This window comes from Roseateles sp. (assembly GCF_039595595.1).
In the GTDB taxonomy this organism is placed as follows: Bacteria; Pseudomonadota; Gammaproteobacteria; order Burkholderiales; family Burkholderiaceae_C; genus Roseateles.
This window is the reverse complement of record NZ_JBCNLG010000026.1, coordinates 45,119-62,214: the sequence shown is the minus strand read 5'-3', so window position 1 is coordinate 62,214 and position 17,096 is coordinate 45,119. Positions and strand designations below refer to the sequence as shown.

18 protein-coding genes are annotated in these 17,096 nt (G+C 68.2%); 9 read left to right on the top strand and 9 right to left on the bottom strand.

From position 1 onward, the window contains the following. From ABDW61_RS22215 to rpmG, 3 genes are all read left to right on the top strand, one after another. Positions 1-328, top strand: a 328-nt coding sequence (locus ABDW61_RS22215) for an FAD-dependent oxidoreductase (protein ID WP_343641834.1), incomplete at its 5' end; no start/stop codon positions are given. Between the two features lie 238 nt (positions 329-566). After that, positions 567-800, top strand: a complete 234-nt coding sequence (gene rpmB, locus ABDW61_RS22210; RefSeq protein WP_067067039.1) for a 50S ribosomal protein L28 — start codon at positions 567-569, stop codon at positions 798-800. A gap of 22 nt (positions 801-822) precedes the next feature. Further along, the gene (gene rpmG, locus ABDW61_RS22205; RefSeq protein WP_058934741.1) at positions 823-993 is read left to right on the top strand and encodes a 50S ribosomal protein L33; all 171 of its coding nucleotides are present in this window, start codon (positions 823-825) and stop codon (positions 991-993) included. 90 nt (positions 994-1,083) lie between these two features. Here the strand turns inward: rpmG and ABDW61_RS22200 are convergent, their stop codons facing one another. The 3 genes from ABDW61_RS22200 to ABDW61_RS22190 form a co-directional block, all read right to left on the bottom strand. Further along, on the bottom strand, positions 1,084-1,602 hold the full coding sequence (locus tag ABDW61_RS22200) for a DUF3016 domain-containing protein (protein WP_343641831.1): 519 nt from the start codon (positions 1,600-1,602) through the stop codon (positions 1,084-1,086). Positions 1,603-1,742: 140 nt separating this feature from the next. Continuing rightward, positions 1,743-2,966, bottom strand: a complete 1,224-nt coding sequence (locus tag ABDW61_RS22195; protein ID WP_343641829.1) for a fatty acid desaturase — start codon at positions 2,964-2,966, stop codon at positions 1,743-1,745. 148 nt (positions 2,967-3,114) lie between these two features. Further along, positions 3,115-4,383 (bottom strand): RsmB/NOP family class I SAM-dependent RNA methyltransferase, encoded by a 1,269-nt coding sequence (locus tag ABDW61_RS22190; protein ID WP_343641828.1) that lies wholly within the window; start codon positions 4,381-4,383, stop codon positions 3,115-3,117. A 113-nt stretch (positions 4,384-4,496) separates the two neighbouring features. Between ABDW61_RS22190 and ABDW61_RS22185 the strand changes: the two genes are divergently transcribed. Together ABDW61_RS22185 and ABDW61_RS22180 are read left to right on the top strand one after the other, a co-directional pair. After that, positions 4,497-4,712 carry a DUF1653 domain-containing protein gene (locus ABDW61_RS22185; protein WP_343641842.1) on the top strand — a complete coding sequence of 72 codons (216 nt, stop codon included), beginning with the start codon at positions 4,497-4,499 and terminating at the stop codon, positions 4,710-4,712. Positions 4,713-4,717: 5 nt separating this feature from the next. Then, positions 4,718-5,368, top strand: coding sequence for a DUF1345 domain-containing protein (locus ABDW61_RS22180; RefSeq protein ID WP_343641826.1), 651 nt, complete (start codon positions 4,718-4,720; stop codon positions 5,366-5,368). Positions 5,369-5,421: 53 nt separating this feature from the next. On the opposite strand, the gene purN is transcribed toward ABDW61_RS22180, so the two are convergent. Continuing rightward, positions 5,422-6,060: a phosphoribosylglycinamide formyltransferase gene (purN, locus tag ABDW61_RS22175; RefSeq protein WP_343641825.1), complete on the bottom strand. Its 639-nt coding sequence runs from the start codon at positions 6,058-6,060 to the stop codon at positions 5,422-5,424. 108 nt (positions 6,061-6,168) lie between these two features. Between purN and trpS the strand changes: the two genes are divergently transcribed. After that, positions 6,169-7,173, top strand: a complete 1,005-nt coding sequence (trpS, locus tag ABDW61_RS22170) for a tryptophan--tRNA ligase (protein WP_343641824.1) — start codon at positions 6,169-6,171, stop codon at positions 7,171-7,173. Between the two features lie 15 nt (positions 7,174-7,188). Next, positions 7,189-7,698 (top strand): DUF3717 domain-containing protein, encoded by a 510-nt coding sequence (locus tag ABDW61_RS22165; protein WP_343641823.1) that lies wholly within the window; start codon positions 7,189-7,191, stop codon positions 7,696-7,698. Positions 7,699-7,756: 58 nt separating this feature from the next. Here the strand turns inward: ABDW61_RS22165 and ABDW61_RS22160 are convergent, their stop codons facing one another. The 4 genes from ABDW61_RS22160 to ettA form a co-directional block, all read right to left on the bottom strand. Beyond that, positions 7,757-9,268, bottom strand: a complete 1,512-nt coding sequence (locus ABDW61_RS22160; RefSeq protein ID WP_343641822.1) for an ATP-binding protein — start codon at positions 9,266-9,268, stop codon at positions 7,757-7,759. Next, entirely contained in the window at positions 9,269-9,982 is a 714-nt protein-coding gene (locus tag ABDW61_RS22155) for a response regulator transcription factor (RefSeq protein ID WP_343641821.1), read from the bottom strand. A 95-nt stretch (positions 9,983-10,077) separates the two neighbouring features. Further along, on the bottom strand, positions 10,078-10,656 hold the full coding sequence (locus ABDW61_RS22150; RefSeq protein ID WP_343641819.1) for a Spy/CpxP family protein refolding chaperone: 579 nt from the start codon (positions 10,654-10,656) through the stop codon (positions 10,078-10,080). A 197-nt stretch (positions 10,657-10,853) separates the two neighbouring features. Continuing rightward, positions 10,854-12,518, bottom strand: a complete 1,665-nt coding sequence (ettA, locus tag ABDW61_RS22145) for an energy-dependent translational throttle protein EttA (RefSeq protein ID WP_343641817.1) — start codon at positions 12,516-12,518, stop codon at positions 10,854-10,856. 196 nt (positions 12,519-12,714) lie between these two features. Between ettA and ABDW61_RS22140 the strand changes: the two genes are divergently transcribed. After that, positions 12,715-14,346, top strand: coding sequence for an ABC transporter substrate-binding protein (locus ABDW61_RS22140; RefSeq protein ID WP_343641815.1), 1,632 nt, complete (start codon positions 12,715-12,717; stop codon positions 14,344-14,346). A gap of 30 nt (positions 14,347-14,376) precedes the next feature. On the opposite strand, the gene ABDW61_RS22135 is transcribed toward ABDW61_RS22140, so the two are convergent. Beyond that, positions 14,377-15,084 carry a response regulator transcription factor gene (locus tag ABDW61_RS22135; RefSeq protein ID WP_343641813.1) on the bottom strand — a complete coding sequence of 236 codons (708 nt, stop codon included), beginning with the start codon at positions 15,082-15,084 and terminating at the stop codon, positions 14,377-14,379. A gap of 395 nt (positions 15,085-15,479) precedes the next feature. Between ABDW61_RS22135 and ABDW61_RS22130 the strand changes: the two genes are divergently transcribed. After that, positions 15,480-17,015 (top strand): DEAD/DEAH box helicase, encoded by a 1,536-nt coding sequence (locus ABDW61_RS22130; RefSeq protein ID WP_343641812.1) that lies wholly within the window; start codon positions 15,480-15,482, stop codon positions 17,013-17,015. Positions 17,016-17,096: the final 81 nt, after the last annotated feature.

Genomic DNA, 17,096 nt, shown 5'->3' with positions numbered 1-17,096 from the left:
GGTGCTGGGCGATGCCAGCGGCGTCACCGGCGTGCGCGTGAAGAGCACGCAGGATGGCTCGACCACCGACGTCAAGCTGCAAGGCTGCTTCATCGCGATCGGGCACAAGCCCAATACGGACATCTTCGCCGGCCAGATCGAGATGAAGGACGGCTACATCCGGACCCGGAGCGGCCTGGAGGGCTTCGCCACGATGACCAGCGTGCCAGGCGTGTTCGCCGCCGGCGACGTGCAGGATCACGTGTACCGCCAAGCGATCACCAGCGCGGGCACCGGCTGCATGGCCGCGCTCGACGCGCAGCGCTTCCTCGAGCAGGAATCCGCCTGACGGCACGTCGGGCGCCGCCTCGCGGCGCCCTTCCCCCCCCCTCCGACCGGCCCGCCTTTGCGCGGGCCGGCTTATTTCTGCTACACTCGCCGTTTTTCTTGCGCCGAAAACCTGTGAAGGATCTCGACGCGGGAAAGATGGGTTACCGCCACCCTATGGCGAGGTGAGGCCGCCGCCCGCGCTCCAACAGTTGGAACGAATGGGATGGTCGCCGGATGACAAGTATCGGAGTGTCCTCATGGCACGCGTCTGCGAAGTCACGGGCAAGAAGCCCATGGTCGGGAACAACGTTTCCCACGCCAACAACAAAACCAAGCGCCGGTTCCTGCCGAACCTGCAATACCGCCGTTTCTGGGTCGAAAGCGAAAACCGCTGGGTCCGCCTGCGCATCAGCAACGCCGCCCTGCGTCTGATCGACAAGAACGGCATCGACGCCGTGCTGGCCGACCTGCGTGCTCGCGGTCAAGCCTAATCACTGAACCAGGAGCGACACCATGGCATCCAAAGGCGGACGCGAAAAGATCAAGCTGGAATCCACTGCCGGCACCGGTCATTTCTACACCACCAACAAGAACAAGAAGACCACGCCCGAAAAGCTGGAATTCATGAAGTTCGACCCCAAGGCACGCAAGCACGTGCTGTACAAGGAAACCAAGCTGAAGTAATTCAGCCCTCCTTGAAGAAGAAACCCGCCAATCGGCGGGTTTTTTCATTTCAGCCTGGGCGCTCATTCATGGAATGAGCCGGCTTCCGATTCACGGCGTCACGCGATCAAGGCGCGACTTGCCCAGCAGTTCGCGGGCCATCCAGTCGTCGATCATCTTCTTCTCGTAGCGCAGCGGCTCGGTATCGAAATAGCGATTGCCGAGGGAGTTCTGATAATCCATGTCCCTGATATCCGCCTTGCCGGATTTCAGGACCTGACCGTTCTCGCTGAGCGTATAGGTGAAACTCATCCGGGGAATGGTCACCGTGCGCAGGATGCGCACCTGATCGCGAGCACGGGGTTCCACCTCACCGGCCAGATCCACGTCGGTCACGTCGATCTTCAACTGCTTGCCGGGCAGCTCGCGCGCGGCGAGCGCCTTGAAATGATCCGCCAATTGCTTCATCGCGTTATCGCGGTCAACCTGCATCCGGCCGATGTCGGAGAAATTCTCCGGCTTGATGAAGTTCACCTCCGCCTGCGCCTGGGCGACCGACGCCAGCGCACCGAGGCTCAAAGTGGTCAAGCCCAGCACCGCCGTGCGCTTGATCAGGGTCGAGGCAGTCATGTCAGTCTCCTTGTGTGACAGTCCCGACAAATTATGGGCGCCGCAATGAAAAAAGGCGCCCGAAGTGGGCGCCCTTTGCATTCCTTCAACTGCGCTCGGTGCTGGCCATCACCGTGGACGGCACACCACCAGCGCGGAGATCAGGCGCGCACCGCGCGCAATCCCATCGCGAAAGCCTTCAATTCGGCGATGCCGCTTTCCTCAGCCTTGCGGCACCAAGCCTGCAGATCGTGCACCAGCTGTTCGGCCGACACGTTCGTGCGGGTCCACAGCTGACGCAGCTCTTCGCGCATCGTCACCAGCTTGTCCAGCACCGGGCTGGCCGCACGGGCCCCTTCCAATTGCGCCTGGAAGGCCGCCGGGATCTTTTCCGCGTCGCGATGCAGCCAGCGCTTGGCCAGCTTGAACTGGTGGAACTTGACGCTGTGCTGCTGGCCCGCGGCCTTCAGCTGGCTCAGCTCGGCCTTGCAGACACCACGCAGGTCGCGGGCATAGCGCGCCATGACCTCGTAGCGGTTGGCGATGATCGCCTCCAGCGTGTCCTTGTCGGCCACCGCCTTGAGTTCGCCCGTCTTCATCTGCGGCGCGGTCTTGCGGACCTTTGCCCAGCCGATCATCTCCATCGCGCGGATGTAACCCCAGCCGATGTCGAATTCGAACGGCTTGACCGAGAACTTCGCCGACGTCGGATAAGTGTGGTGATTGTTGTGCAGCTCTTCGCCGCCAATGATCAGGCCCCACGGCGAGACGTTGGTCGAAGCGTCCGTCGCCTCGAAGTTGCGATAGCCCCAGTAGTGGCCTGCCCCGTTGATGACGCCGGCTGCCCAGATCGGGATCCAGGCCATCTGCGTCGCCCAGACCGCCAGGCCGACGACGCCGAACAGCGCCACGTCGATGATCAGCATCAGCGACACGCCCCAGACCGAACGGCCGCTGTAGATGTGGCGCTCGACCCAGTCGTCCGGCACGCCATGGCTGAACTTCTTGATCGTCTCTTCGTTCTTGGCTTCGGCGCGATAGAGCTCGGCACCGCGGGTCATGACGGTCTTGATGCCGCGGGTGACCGGGCTGTGGGGGTCGTCCTCGGTCTCGCACTTGGCGTGGTGCTTGCGGTGGATGGCAACCCATTCGCGGGTGACCATGCCGGTCGTCAGCCACAGCCAGAAGCGGAAGAAGTGCGACGGGATCGGGCCCAGGTCCAGCGCGCGGTGCGCCTGGGCGCGGTGCAGGAAGATCGTGACGGCGGCGATGGTGATATGCGTCACCACCAGCGTGAAGACCACGATCTGCCACCAGCTCGCGCCGGTGAGGCCGTCGATCATCCAGTTCAGGACGGCGTCGTGCACAGACATCAATACGTTCATTCGGTCCTAACCCTGCTCGCGAGGAGCCAGTTGTCCACAGGAAGCCACGATTGTAGGCGACTCACTCTAGAAGTCTTGCCCAGGAATACGGCATTCCCGCCGGTCTTTTGACGCTTCAGGGACGGAAGCCCCTGAAGGCGTGATTGATTTACTTGTTCCGTTCCCACACGGCGGCGAAGAAGCCGTCGCTGCGATGGCGGTGCGGCCACAGGCGCAGGAAGCCGCCCTCGGACAGCTCGGCCGCCTGCCCCGTCTCCACCTGCGCGTGCACCAGCACGTCCTGGGCGGGCAGCAGCGTGAAGTCGGGATGCGCGTCGGCGAACTCGCGGGCGACCGCCTCGTTCTCGGCGTCCAGGAGCGAGCAGGTGGCGTACACCAGACGGCCGCCCGGCTTGAGCAGCCGCGAGGCGCTGTTCAGGATCGCGAGCTGCTTGTCATGCAGCTCCTGGACGCCCTGCGGCGTCTGGCGCCACTTGAGGTCGGGATTGCGGCGCAGCGTACCCAGGCCCGAGCACGGCGCATCGACGAGCACCCGGTCGATCTTGCCGGCCAGGCGCTTGATGCGGTCGTCGCGCTCGTTGCTGATCTGCACCGGATACACGTTCGACAGCCCGCTGCGCGCCAGGCGCGGCTTGAGTTTGTCGAGCCGGTGGCCGGACACGTCGAAGGCATAGAGCCGGCCGGTGTTGCGCATCGAAGCGCCCAGCGCCAGGGTCTTGCCGCCGGCACCGGCGCAGAAATCGACCACCATCTCGCCGCGCTTGGCCTCGGTGAGCAGCGACAGCAGTTGGCTGCCCTCGTCCTGCACCTCGACCTGGCCGCTGGTGAAGACGTCCAGCTTCTGCAGGGCCGGCTTTCCGTCCAGGCGCAGCCCCCAGGGCGAGTACGGCGTCGGCGCCGACTCGAAACCCTTGGCCTTCAGCGCGGCCTGCACGTCCTCGCGCTTGGCCTTGAGCAGGTTGACGCGCAGGTCCAGCGGGGCGGATTCGTTGACGGCGTCGGCCAGTTGCCAGAACTGCTCGTCGCCCAGGCGCTGGCGCAGCGGATCGACCAGCCAGTCCGGCAGGTTGTGACGCAGCTTCTCCGGCAACTTGCTGCGGTCGACCTTCTCGACCTGCTTGAGCCACTGCAGCTCCTCCTCCTTGAGGGCGCCGCGCAGGAAGGCCTCGTTGCCGGCCCAGGCCAGGATCGCCAGCCGCCGCGCCATGGGGCCGCGGCCGGACTGCGCCAGATGCTGCAACAGCGGCCGCTTGCGCAGCACGGCATAGGCGGTTTCGGCGAGGGTGTGGCGCTCGCGCTGGCCCAGGGCCTTGTGGGCGCGGAAGAAGTCGGAGACCAGGGCGTCGGCGGGCTTGTCGAACAGCAGCAGGCTGTCCACCAGTTCGGCGCAGAGTTCGAGAAGGGCATTAGGATGCATCGCCGGATTATCCCGGAACCCGCCTTCCCCGCATGAGCGCCTCTCCCCACGATCGCACGAGTCCAGGCTCCAACGCCCCCGCGGCCCATGGCGCGGGCGACCCGCTCCCGCCGCTGCCCGAAGCCCGGCCCGGCCGCTACCGCCATTACAAGGGCGGCGAGTACGAGGTCCGCGGCGTGGTACGCCACAGCGAGACCCTGGAGCCGCTGGTGCTGTACGCGCCGCTCTATAACGACAGCGGCCTGTGGGTGCGCCCCTACGCGATGTTCTTCGGCAGCGTCGAGGTCGACGGCCTCGCGCAGCCCCGCTTCGCGCGCATCGGCGACTGAGCGCGATGCCGCTGCTGCACCAGATCCGGCGCCGCCCCCGCCTGCTGATCGGCGCGGCGGCCGGCGCGCTGTTCGCGGCCGCCTGGCCGGTGGAGCTCGCTTGGCACACACGCGCGCTGCTGGGCTGGAGCGCCGGCGTCTGGATCTACCTCATCCTGATCGGCTGGATGATGCTGCGCACCAGCGCCGAGGACGTCGAGGACCAGGCCCGCGCCGTCGCGGACGGCGTCTCGACGGTGCTGATCCTGGCCATGATCGGCGGCGCGGCCAGCATGGCGGCGATTTCGCTCGAACTCGCGAAGCTCAAGGACGCCGGCCTCGCCGCCGGCTGGCCGCATCTGCTGGTGGCGTCGGCGACGCTGACCGGCTCCTGGCTGCTGCTGCCGGTGGAATTCGGCCTGGCCTACGCGTCGCTGTTCCACAGCGGGCCACAAGCGCCGCACGGCCTGGAGTTCCCCGGCGACGAGGAGGCCCCCGACTACCTGGACTTCCTCTACTTCGCCGCGACGGTGGCCGCGACCTCGCAGACCTCGGACGTCGTGGTCAGCGCACGGCCGATCCGGCGGCTGGTGCTGGTGCAGGCGGTACAGGCCTTCGTGTTCAACACCGTCGTGCTGGCGCTGACGATCAACTTCCTGGCGGGCATGCTGGGCTGAGATTCGGGCTGAGTCTGGACGTCCTCGCCCGCCCGACCGGCTTCGAAACGCCGTCAGCTGAACATCTGCGGCTCGCCGCCGCGATGGCTGACGCGCGCACCGTCAGTGGCGAGCTGGCCCTCGACGAACCAGCGCACCGCGCTCGGATACATGCGGTGCTCGAGCTTGAGCACCCGCGCGGCGAGCGCCGCCTCGTCGTCGCCGTCGAGCACCGGCACCACCGCCTGCGCCACGATCGGCCCATGATCGAGCTCGGCGGTCACGAAGTGCACCGTCGCGCCGGCCACCCGGCAGCCGGCCTCGATCGCGCGCTGGTGCGTGTGCAGCCCCGGGAAGGCCGGCAGCAGCGACGGATGGATGTTGAGCATGCGGCCCGCGTAGTGGGCAGTGAAGCCCGGCGTCAGGATGCGCATGAAGCCGGCCAGCACGACCAGGTCGGGGTCGAAGCCATCGATGACGCGCTGCAGTTCGGCGTCGAACGCGACGCGGGCGGCATCGCCCTTGCCGAAGGCCTTGTGGTCCACGACCGCGGTGGCCACGCCATGCGCCTGGGCGAATGCCAGACCAGCCGCGTCGGGCCGGTTGCTGATCACGGCGGCGATGCGGGCCGGCCATCCGCCGGCGGCGCAGGCCTGGACGATGGCTTCCATGTTGGAGCCGCGGCCGGAGATCAGGATCACGATGTTCTTCATGGGGCGGCAGTGTAGCCAAGGGGCATGGGCGTGAATGGGCGTGACCGGAGGCCTCGCGGACCATCGCTCCCTACAATCGCCCTCCCCGCCGCCGCCATCGCCATCGCCATGACCGATCTCGCCCTTCCCCCTTCGCGCCAGCGCGTGCTGTCCGGCATGCGGCCCACCGGCGCGCTGCACCTGGGGCACTACCACGGCGCGCTGAAGAACTGGGTACGGCTGCAGGCTGCCTACGACTGCTTCTTCTTCGTCGCCGACTGGCATGCGCTGACCACGCATTACCAGCACCGCGAGGGCCTGGAGCACAACGTCTACGACATGGTCGTCGACTGGCTGGCGGCCGGCGTCGACCCGGAGCAGGCCACGCTCTTCATCCAGAGCCGCATGCCCGAGCATGCCGAGCTCTTCACGCTGCTGGCGATGAGCACGCCGTCGAGCTGGCTGGAGCGCATGCCCAGCTACAAGGAACTGGTGGCGGAGAACCGCGAACTGGCCACCTATGGCGTGCTGGGCTACCCGCTGCTGCAGGCGGCGGACATCCTGATCTACAAGGCGGCGTTCGTACCGGTCGGCGAGGACCAGGCGCCGCACGTCGAGGTGACGCGCGAGGTCGCACGCCGCTTCAACCATCTCTACGCGCCGCTGCTGCCGGAGCCGCAGGCGCTGATGACCGAGACCTCGCGCCTGCCCGGCCTGGACGGCCGCAAGATGAGCAAGACCCACGGCAACGCGATCGCGATGCGCGACGCGCCGGAGGTGGTCGCCGACAAGGTGCGCAAGATGCAGACGGATCCGCAGCGCGCGCGCCGCGGCGACCCCGGTGAGCCCGAGCGCTGCCCGGTGTGGGCGCTGCACAAGGTCTACGCGGACAGCGACACGCGCGCCTGGGTCGAGTCCGGCTGCCGCAGTGCCGGCATCGGCTGCCTGGACTGCAAGCAGCCGCTGATCGACGCGATCCACGACGAGCAGGCCCCCTGGCGCGAACGGGCAGACGAATTGCTGGCGGATCCGAAGAAGGTGCACTGGATCGTCGAGGTCGGCACCGAACGGGCCCGCGCGGTGGCGCGCAAGACGCTGCGCGAGGTGCGCGGCGCGATGGGCATCGACTACTGAACTGAATCGCTCGAGATGGCAGGCATCCACATCACCGACATCGAATCCGCCATCAACTGGTGGCGCCAGCGCGCGCCCGGCGACGGCGTGACGCTGGGCCCGGAGCTGCGGGCGCTGGCGGAGGTCTATGCGCTGATGGTGTTCCACCACGAGGCCGAATGCGACGAGGACAGCATGCCCGCGCCGGCGCTGGCCGCCTGGCTGCGCTGGTACGACACGACGCCGGACGCGCCCTGCATCGCGATCTGCTCGACCAGCCAGGGCGACGAGCTCTGCAAGGGCTGCGGGCGCAGCTTCGACGAGGTGCAGGACTGGCCGGTGTTCACGCCGGCCGAGAAACGCGCGACATGGCGGCGCATCACGCTGGAGGGCTCGGCGTGGCGATTCAATCGCTATGCCGAGCGGGCCATCGAGCGGCGCCAAGGGCCGCCGGAGCGATCCGGCGAGGCGGGCGCGGAGGCGGCGGATGTGCCGGACGCGGCGGGTGCGCCGGGCGGTCCATCGGGTCGCGCGTCGGATGAATAGCCGGCTGGTGGGCTCGGCGGTCTACCCCTGCTGGCATGGGTGCATCGCCGGGAGCCGCCTAGCTCGCGTTCAGCGGCAGCGTGATCACGAAGCAACTGCCGCCACCTTCACGCGCATCGCAGCGCACGTTGCCCTGATGGGCCGTCGCGATCTGTTTGACCAGATTGAGCCCAAGACCCACGCCGCCTGACACCTCGGCGTGGCCGGGCAGCCGGAAGAACGCCTCGAAGATCCGCTCGCGCATCGGCTCGGGCACGCCCGGACCGCGATCGCAGACCATCAGCTCGATCCTTTCCTGACCAGCGCGGCGCACCTTCAACTCGACCACCGGCCCGCCATAACGGCGCGCGTTCTCGAGCAGATTGCGCAGCGCGCGCCGCAGCAGCCGGTCATCGCCTTTGATGGTCAAGCGCTCGATCCCCGGCTCGATCTCCAGTTCCGCGCCCGCGGGCGCCGCCGATTCCGCCGCGATCGCGAGCAGGTCCACCGGCTCCAGCCGCAGCGATTGCGCGCCGCCCTCGAGCCGGCTCGCCAACAGCACTTCCTCGACCAGCGCGTCCAGCTCCGCGATGTTGGTGTTGATCTCCTGGCCGAGCCGCGCCCGCTGCGCCGGCGAGGCGTCGTCCAGCATCGAGAACGCCATCTTCAGCCGCGCCAGCGGCGATCTGAGCTCATGACTGGCGTTCGCCAGCAGGCTCTTGTGCGAGCGCAGCAGCGTCTCGATCTGCTCGGCGGCGCGATTGAAGCTGCTCGCCAGCGCGGCGACCTCGTCCTTGCCGTTGTCTTCCACGCGGAAGCTCAGATCGCCGGAGCCGAACTGCTCCACGCCGGACTTCAGCGACTCCAGCCGGCGCGTCAGCCGCCGCACCACCGGGTAGGCGCCGCCCGCCACCGCCAGGAACAGCACCGCCAGCAGCACGATCAGCGCCTCGCCGCTCGGGCGCGGGATCCAGCCCGGCAGCCAGGAGCCATTGGCGGCCTCCTCGCGGCGCTGCTGCTCCAGCCGGTCCAGCATGCGCTGCCGGGCCTGCTCCGCTTCGGGGCGCGCCTCGCGGCGCGGCGGGCGCACGTCCGGCGGCGGACCGTCGAAGAAGGGGTCGCGCCGCTCGCGCAGGACGCGCTTGGGGCCGCTCGCGCGGGCGTCGGCCTCGAGCGCGGCCTGGCCCATCGGGCCGGACGCGCCCGGCGGCCGCGCCAAGCGCAGGAACAGCAGATGCCGGCCATCGTCCAGCGGAATGCGCTGGATGCGCGAGCCCGGCAGATCCTCGCGGCGCTCGAACAGCGGCGACGCCCCGATCCGATGACCGCGCGAGTCCTCCAGCGCCATCGCCATGCGCAGCCGCTGGCCCCAGTCCTCGACGGCATCGGCCTGCTCGTCGGCCGGAGCACTCGCCGGGGGCAGCGCGCGCTGGACCAGCACCGCGAGCGCCACCAGGCGCTCCGACGCGGCCTGCTCGAAGCTGCCGCGCTCCTGCTCGATGCGCCCCTGGAACAGCCAGGCGCTGCCCAGCGCGAACGCCAGCAGCACCAGCACGACGGTGACGTAGATCCGGAGGTACAGCGCCTTCACTTAATCGAGGCCTTCGGCGTCCTGCTTGCGTGCGAACACGTAGCCGGCGCCGCGCACCGTCAGCACCCGTCGCGGGTTCTTGGGGTCGTCCTCGATGACCGAGCGGATGCGCGAGATGTGCACGTCGATCGAGCGGTCGAAGGCCTCCAGCGGATGGCCCTTGAGCGCATCCATGATCTGGTCGCGCGACAGCACCCGGCCCGGGCTCTGCGCCAGCACCACCAACAGGTCGAACTGGTGGCTGGTCAGGTCGCAGGCGTTGCCGTCCAGGCGCACCTGGCGGGCCGCCAGGTCGATTTCCAGCCGGCCGAAGCGCAGCACCTCGTCGCCCATCGCCTGCGGCTCCGTGCGGCGCAGCAGCGCCTTGACCCGCGCCTGCAGCTCACGCGGCTCGAAGGGCTTGGGCAGGTAGTCGTCGGCGCCCAGCTCCAGGCCCAGGATGCGGTCCATCGGCTCGCCACGCGCCGACAGCATCAGCACCGGCAGGCGGCGCCAGCGCTTGTCGCTGCGCAGTTGGCGGCAGAACTCCAGGCCGTCGCCGTCGGGCAGCATCAGGTCCAGCACCAGCAACTCGAACTGGCCGGCCTCCAGCTCGGTGCGGCCTTGCGCCAGCGAGCCGGCGAAGCTGACGTCAAAGCCGGCGCTGCTGAGGTAGTCGCCCAGCATCGCCGTGAGGCGGGCATCGTCGTCGATCAGGAGCAGTCGTGGATTCATCGGTCGTTGCGAGGCGGCCGCCGCCCGGGCCGGATCGGCCTGGGCCCGCGCCGCGGACTCATCGAAAGTCTGAAGCATAGCCGTCCTCTCGCGAATCAGCGCTCGGTGAAGGGAGCCGGCAGCGGGTTGTCCGGGTTGCCGCCGCGGCGGTCCTTCATGTGCTGCATGCGGTCCTTCATGTGCGCCTTCATCTTCTCGCGCTCCTGCTTGCGCAGCTCGGCGAGCTTGGCGCGCTGCTCGGGCGTCAGCACGCGCGAGGCGTCGATCATCGCCAGCGTGATGCGCTTGGAGGCGACCTCGCGCTGCGCGGCGATCTGCTGGCGCAACTGCTCGACGGCGTTGGCATCCACCGTCGGCGCGGTGAACAGGGCCTCCATGCGCTCATGCAGCTGGCGCATCGTGTCGCGCTGGCCCTTCAGGTCGTTGCGGGCGGCGTCGAAGATCTGCTTGAGCTGCGCGCGCTGGGCGTCGGAGACGCCAGCCTCCTTCAGCAGCCGGCCATGCATCGCGCCGAAGCCGCCGGGGCCGCCGAAGTCCGGGCCGCCACGATGCATCGCGTGCGGCGGCGGGGGCGCGTCGGCGGGGGCCGGCTGGGCCTGGGCCGCCAGGGCGGCCATGCTCATCGCCGCGGCGATGCCCAGCATCTTCAGGGGGCGGGAAAAGCTCTTGACCATCTCGAATCTCCAAGTGCGTTCAGGGATGGAGGCATCGTCGAGCCCACGCGTCAACTCGCCGTGGGCGCGCCGTAAAGAATCGTGAAATGAATCGGCGCCAATGAAAAACGCCCGCGGCGTCCTCTTGAAAGAGCGCATCGCGGGCGTCATTGAAGGGCTGGCCGCAGTCGCCGGCCCGTCCTTGATCAGCGCATCGATCAGGTGATGGGCTTGAAGCGCACGCGCTTCGGACGCGCGCCTTCCTCGCCCAGGCGCTTCTTCTTGTCGGCTTCGTACTCGTGGAAGTTGCCATCGAAGAAGAACCACTGCGAGTCGCCCTCGCAGGCCAGGATGTGGGTGCAGATGCGGTCCAGGAACCAGCGATCGTGCGAGATCACCATCGCCGAGCCGCCGAACTCCAGCAACGCCTCTTCCAGCGCGCGCAGGGTTTCGACGTCCAGGTCGTTGGACGGTTCGTCCAGCATCAGCACGTTGCCGCCTTGGGCCAGGGTCTTGGCCAGGTGCAGACGGCCGCGCTCACCGCCGGAGAGCTGGCCGACCATCTTCTGCTGGTCGTTGCCCTTGAAGTTGAAGCGGCCGATGTAGGCGCGCGAGGGCATCACGAATTTGCCGACGATGATGTTGTCCAGCCCGCCCGAGACGTCCTCCCACACCGTCTTGTTGGCGTCCAGGCTCTGGCGGCTCTGGTCGACGAAGGCCAGCTTGGCCGTCTTGCCGATCTTGACCGTGCCCGAATCCGGCTGCTCGACACCCTGGATCATGCGGAACAGCGTCGACTTGCCGGCGCCGTTGGGGCCGATGATGCCGACGATCGCGCCCGGCGGGACCTTGAACGACAGGTTGTCGATCAGCACGCGGTCGCCGAAGGACTTGGTCACGCCTTCGAACTCGATCACTTCATTGCCCAGGCGCTCGGCCACCGGGATGAAGATCTCATTGGTCTCGTTGCGCTTCTGGTATTCGACGTCGCTCAGTTCCTCGAAGCGGGCCAGACGCGCCTTGCTCTTGGCCTGGCGGCCCTTGGCGTTCGAGCGCACCCACTTCAGTTCCTCCTTCATCGCCTTGGCACGGGCGTCCTCGGACTTCTGCTCCTGCTCCAGGCGCCGTTCCTTCTGGTCCAGCCAGTCGGAGTAGTTGCCCTTCCAGGGGATGCCATGGCCGCGGTCCAGTTCCAGGATCCACTCGGCGGCGTTGTCCAGGAAGTAGCGATCGTGGGTGATGGCCACCACGGTGCCGGGGAAGCGCTGCAGGAACTGCTCCAGCCACTCGACCGATTCGGCGTCCAGGTGGTTGGTCGGTTCGTCCAGCAGCAGCATGTCGGGCTTGGACAGCAGCAGGCGGCACAGCGCGACGCGGCGCTTCTCGCCGCCGGACAGCACGCCGATGTTGGCATCCCACGGAGGGAGGTTCAGCGCGTCGGCGGCCAGCTCCAGCTGCAGGTCGGTGTTCTCGGAACCGGCGGCGGCGATGATCGCCTCCAGCTCGCCCTGCTCGGCGGCCAGCGCGTCGAAGTCGGCGTCCGGCTCGGCATAGGCGGCGTAGACCTCGTCCAGGCGCTTCTTGGCGGCCAGCACGCCGCCGATGCCTTCCTCGACCGCCTCGCGCACGGTCTGGTCCGGATTCAGCTTGGGCTCCTGCTCCAGGTAGCCGATCTTGATACCGGGCATCGGGACCGCTTCGCCCTCGATCTCCTTGTCGACGCCGGCCATGATCTTCAGCAGCGTGGACTTGCCGGAACCGTTCAGGCCCAGCACGCCGATCTTGGCGCCCGGGAAGAAGGACAGCGAGATGTCCTTGAGGATGTGGCGTTTCGGGGGAACCGTCTTGTTGACGCGGTTCATCGAAAAGACGTATTGAGCCATGGCGATGGTTGTTCAGCGTTTCGTGGGTTGACCGGAGGGGCCTTGCGGCGGCGGATTCGAGAGCGCAGGGGCTGACGTTCTGCGGACGCTCGGCCCGGCACGGGCGGCGGGTCGCCCGGGCAATAGTCATGCATTGTCGCAGCTTCCGCTCATGCCCCTAAACTCGACCGCCCTTCCCGTTCACGAGATGCCCACCATGCTGTTCCGACCCATCTCCGTCCGTCTCCGCCGCCAGGCCGCCCCGAGCGGCTTCAGCGGCTTCAGCGCCCTGCCGCTGGCGCTGGCGCTGCTCGCGGGAGGCGCCCAGGCGCAGACGCTGCGCTGGGCGAGTCAGGGCGACATGCAGACCGCCGACCCGCACGCGCAGAACGAGATCGTCACCAACGCGATGAACGGCCAGGTCTACGAGCGCCTGGTCTCGCGGGACCGCCAGCTGAACCTCGTGCCGGGTCTTGCCACCGAATGGACCCAGCTCAAGCCGACGCTGTGGCGGCTCAAGCTGCGCCAAGGCGTGAAGTTCCAGGACGGCACGCCCTTCACGGCCGACGACGTGGTCTTCTCGATCAACCGCGCCAAGGATCCGAACTCGCAGATCAGCGTCTACGCGCAGGCGGTGGGCACGGTGCGCAAGGTCGACGATTTCACCGTCGAGTTCCAGCTCGACAAGGTCAATCCGATCTTCCTGCAGCACCTGGACACGCTGTTCATCATGAGCCGCAAGTGGTGCGAGCAGCACAACGTCGCCAAGCCGCAGAACTTCAAGGACAAGCAGGAGACCTACGCCGCGACGCATGCCAACGGCACCGGCCCGTTCATGATGGTGAGCCGCGAACCCGGCATCAAGACGACGTTCAAGCGCAATCCGGCGTGGTGGGGCAAGGCCGAGGGCAACGTCCAGGACGCCGTCTACACGCCGATCGCCAATGACGCGACGCGGCTGGCGGCGCTGGTCTCGGGCGAGATCGACTTCGTGCTCGACCCGTCGCCGCGCGACATTCCCAAGCTCAAGCAGACCGCGGGCGTGAAGGTCCAGGAAGGCCCGGAGAACCGGATCGTCTTCATCGGCATGGACCAGGCGCGCGACAAGCTGCTGTACGGCAAGGTGCCGGGGGATCGGAATCCGTTCAAGGACCTGCGCGTGCGCCAGGCGCTGTATCAGGCGGTCGACATCGGCGCGCTGCGCACCAAGCTGATGAACGGCCTGAGCCTGCCCACCGGCGGGCTGACGCCGTCGCCGCTGGGGGCGTTCAACGATCCGCAGCTGGAGACGCGGCTGCCCTTCGATCTGGCGGCGGCGCGCAAGCTGATGGCCGACGCCGGCTACGCGGACGGCTTCGAGGTCACGCTCGACTGCACCAACAACCGCTACATCAACGACGAGCGCATCTGCCTGGCGCTGGCCTCGATGTGGGCGCAGCTGAAGGTCAAGGTCAAGGTCAATGCGCAGCCGCGGGTGCTGATGTTCCCGAAGCTGGAGAAGCTCGACACCAGCCTCTACCTGTATGGCTGGGGCGGCAGCATCACCGACGCCGAAGTCGCGCTGACGCCGCTGATGCGCAACCGCGGCGAGAAGGCGGTCGGCCAGTACAACTTCGGCAACTGGAAGGACGACAAGTTCGATCAGCTGGCCGCGCAGTCCAGCGAGGAAGCCGATCCGAAGAAGCGCGAGGAACTGATCAAAGCCGCGCTGCGGGAGTTCCGCGCACAGGTGCATCTGATCCCGCTGCACCGCCAGATGATCCCGTGGGCGACGCGCGCCAACGTGACGGTGACGCACCGGCCGGACAACTGGTTCGAGCTGAACTGGGCCTCGGTCGCCGCGAAGTGAGCGGACTGGCCCCTCGCGCCCGCCTCCTCCTCACCGCAACGGCGGATCGAACAGATACCCGATCCCCCGCACCGTCCGGATCAGCGGCGCGCTCGGATCGTCGTGGAGCTTCTGACGCAGCCGCGAGACCATCAGGTCCACGCTGCGCTCCAGCGCGGTGACACCGTCGCCGCGCGCCAGGTGCAGCAGTTCCTGCCGCTGCAGCACGCTGTGCGGCCGCTCCAGGAACGCGCGCAGCAGCTTGTATTCGCTCTGCGACAGCACCACGCAGAAGCCGCCCGGCCCGCTCAGCCGGCGCGTCATCGGCTCGAGCCTGAATCGCCCGAACATCAGCACCTCCGCCGCATCCCCTTCACGCGGCCTGAGCAGCGCCTTGATGCGGGCCTGCAGCTCGCGCGGCTCGCCGTCCTTGGGCAGCACCGCGTCGGCGCCGCGCTCCAGCGCGAGCACCCGCTCCAGCGTGCTGTCCTGCTGCAGCAGCACGACCACCGGCAGCCGCGAGCGCTGCCGCAATCGCGTCAGCGCCGCCCAGCCGGTCTCGCGGGCGTCGCTCGGATCGATCAGGGCCAGGTCCACCGGCAGCAGCGGCACGCGGTCCAGCAGCGCGGCCTCGGCACTGTCCGTGACGCGGAATCCCCATGCGCGCATCAGCGCGGCCAGCCGCAGGCGGGCATGCGGATCGGGATCCAGCAGCAGCAGGTGGGTGCCGGCGGCGGCATCGGGAAACGGGGCGTTCATGGGCGCTGGGACAAGTGGACACACTGGCGCGAGACTATGCCGCCCCCGCCCCGCTTGAAGGCCGATCTGCACCAGCCTCGCGGCCCTTTTTACCCGCGGTTAACCGCACCGAAACACGGCTGCGGACGCCGACACGCCAGCCTGTGCGCGGGCTGTCGGCGAGCTTGCGGCAAGCTGTCCGCCGCCGGTGCGCACTCCTGCGGTTTCCGCAAGGCCCCACTCGAAAGGCCGACTGACCCGCTCGGCTACAATACCTGTCAACGCCGCGACTCAGTCTTGTCGCGGCCTTCATGTTTCTGAGCTCACGCTCTCCCACGGCAGCTGAAGACTGGCGCCAGGCCTCACCGGCCGGCGTGCTGCACACAAAGCCCGATCGGGCACGAACAAAGCAGCTTATGAGTTTTGACGCACTGGGGCTTTCCCAGCCCCTGCTCCGCGCGATCGCCGATGCCGGCTACTCGACCCCCACTCCCATCCAATCCCAGGCGATTCCCGCCGTCCTGACCGGCGGCGATCTGATGGCCGGCGCCCAGACCGGCACCGGCAAGACCGCCGGGTTCACGCTCCCCGTGCTGGAGCGCCTGTCCGCCAGCAAGCCCGTGCGTGACGCCAAGGGCCGCATCGCGATCCGCGCGCTGGTGCTGACGCCGACCCGCGAACTCGCGGCGCAGGTCGAGGAAAGCGTGCGGACGTACGGGAAGTACCTGCCGCTGACCAGCATGGTGATGTTCGGCGGCGTCGGCATGCAGCCGCAGATCGACAAGCTGCGCAAGGGCGTGGACATCCTGGTGGCGACGCCGGGCCGCCTGCTGGACCACGCGCAGCAAGGCACGCTGGACCTGTCCAAGGTCGAGATCCTGGTCCTGGACGAAGCCGACCGCATGCTGGACATGGGCTTCATCCACGACATCAAGAAGGTGCTGGCGCTGCTGCCGGCCAAGAAGCAGAGCCTGCTGTTCTCGGCGACCTTCAGCGACGAGATCAAGGCGCTGGCCGACCGCCTGCTGGACAACCCGGGCCTGATCGAGGTCGCGCGCCGCAACGCCACGGCCGACACGATCGCGCAGCGCATCCATCCGGTCGACCGCGACAAGAAGAAGGAACTGCTGGCCCACCTGATCACCAAGCACGACTGGCATCAGGTGCTGGTGTTCACGCGGATGAAGCACGGCGCCAACCGCCTGGCCGAGTTCCTGGACAAGCAGGGCATCACCGCGATGGCGATCCACGGCAACAAGAGCCAGGGCGCCCGCACCAAGGCGCTGTCGGAGTTCAAGAGCGGCGACCTGAAGGTGCTGGTGGCGACCGACATCGCCGCGCGCGGCATCGACATCGACCAACTGCCCCACGTCATCAACTACGAGCTGCCCAACGTCGCCGAGGACTACGTGCACCGCATCGGCCGCACCGGCCGCGCGGGCGCGCAGGGCGAGGCGCTGTCGCTGGTGTGCGTCGACGAGGAAGGCTTCCTGCGCGACATCCAGAAGCTGATCAAGCGCGAGATCCCGCGTGAGGTGGTCCCCGGCTTCGAGCCGGATCCGAACGCCAAGCCCGAGCCGATCGTGATGGGCCGCATGGTGCTGAACGGCGGCCTGGGCAAGTCCTCGGGTTCGCCGCGCCCGGCGGGCGGCGGCGGTGGCCGCCGCGGTGGCGGTGGCGGCGGTGGCGGCCGTTCCCAGGGCCAAGGCCGTCCGCAGGGCGGCGGCCAGGGCCAGCCGCGTTCCTCGCAGGGCGCGCCGGGCGGCCAGCGCGCTGGCGGCCCGTCGCAAGGCCAGCGCCAAGGCGGACAAGCTCAGGGCCAGGGTCAGCGGCAAGCGCAGGGCCAAGGCGGCCAGCGCCAAGGGCAAGGCCAGGGTCAAGGCAGCCGTCATGGCAGCCAGGGCAACCGCCCGGCCGGCTCCGCGCTGACGCGCCCGAAGTCGACGTCCTGATCCAGGATCCCTCGCGATGAAACGGCGCCGTTGAACGGCGCCGTTTTTCATTCCTGTCGCCGAACGTGCCTTGGGCATACT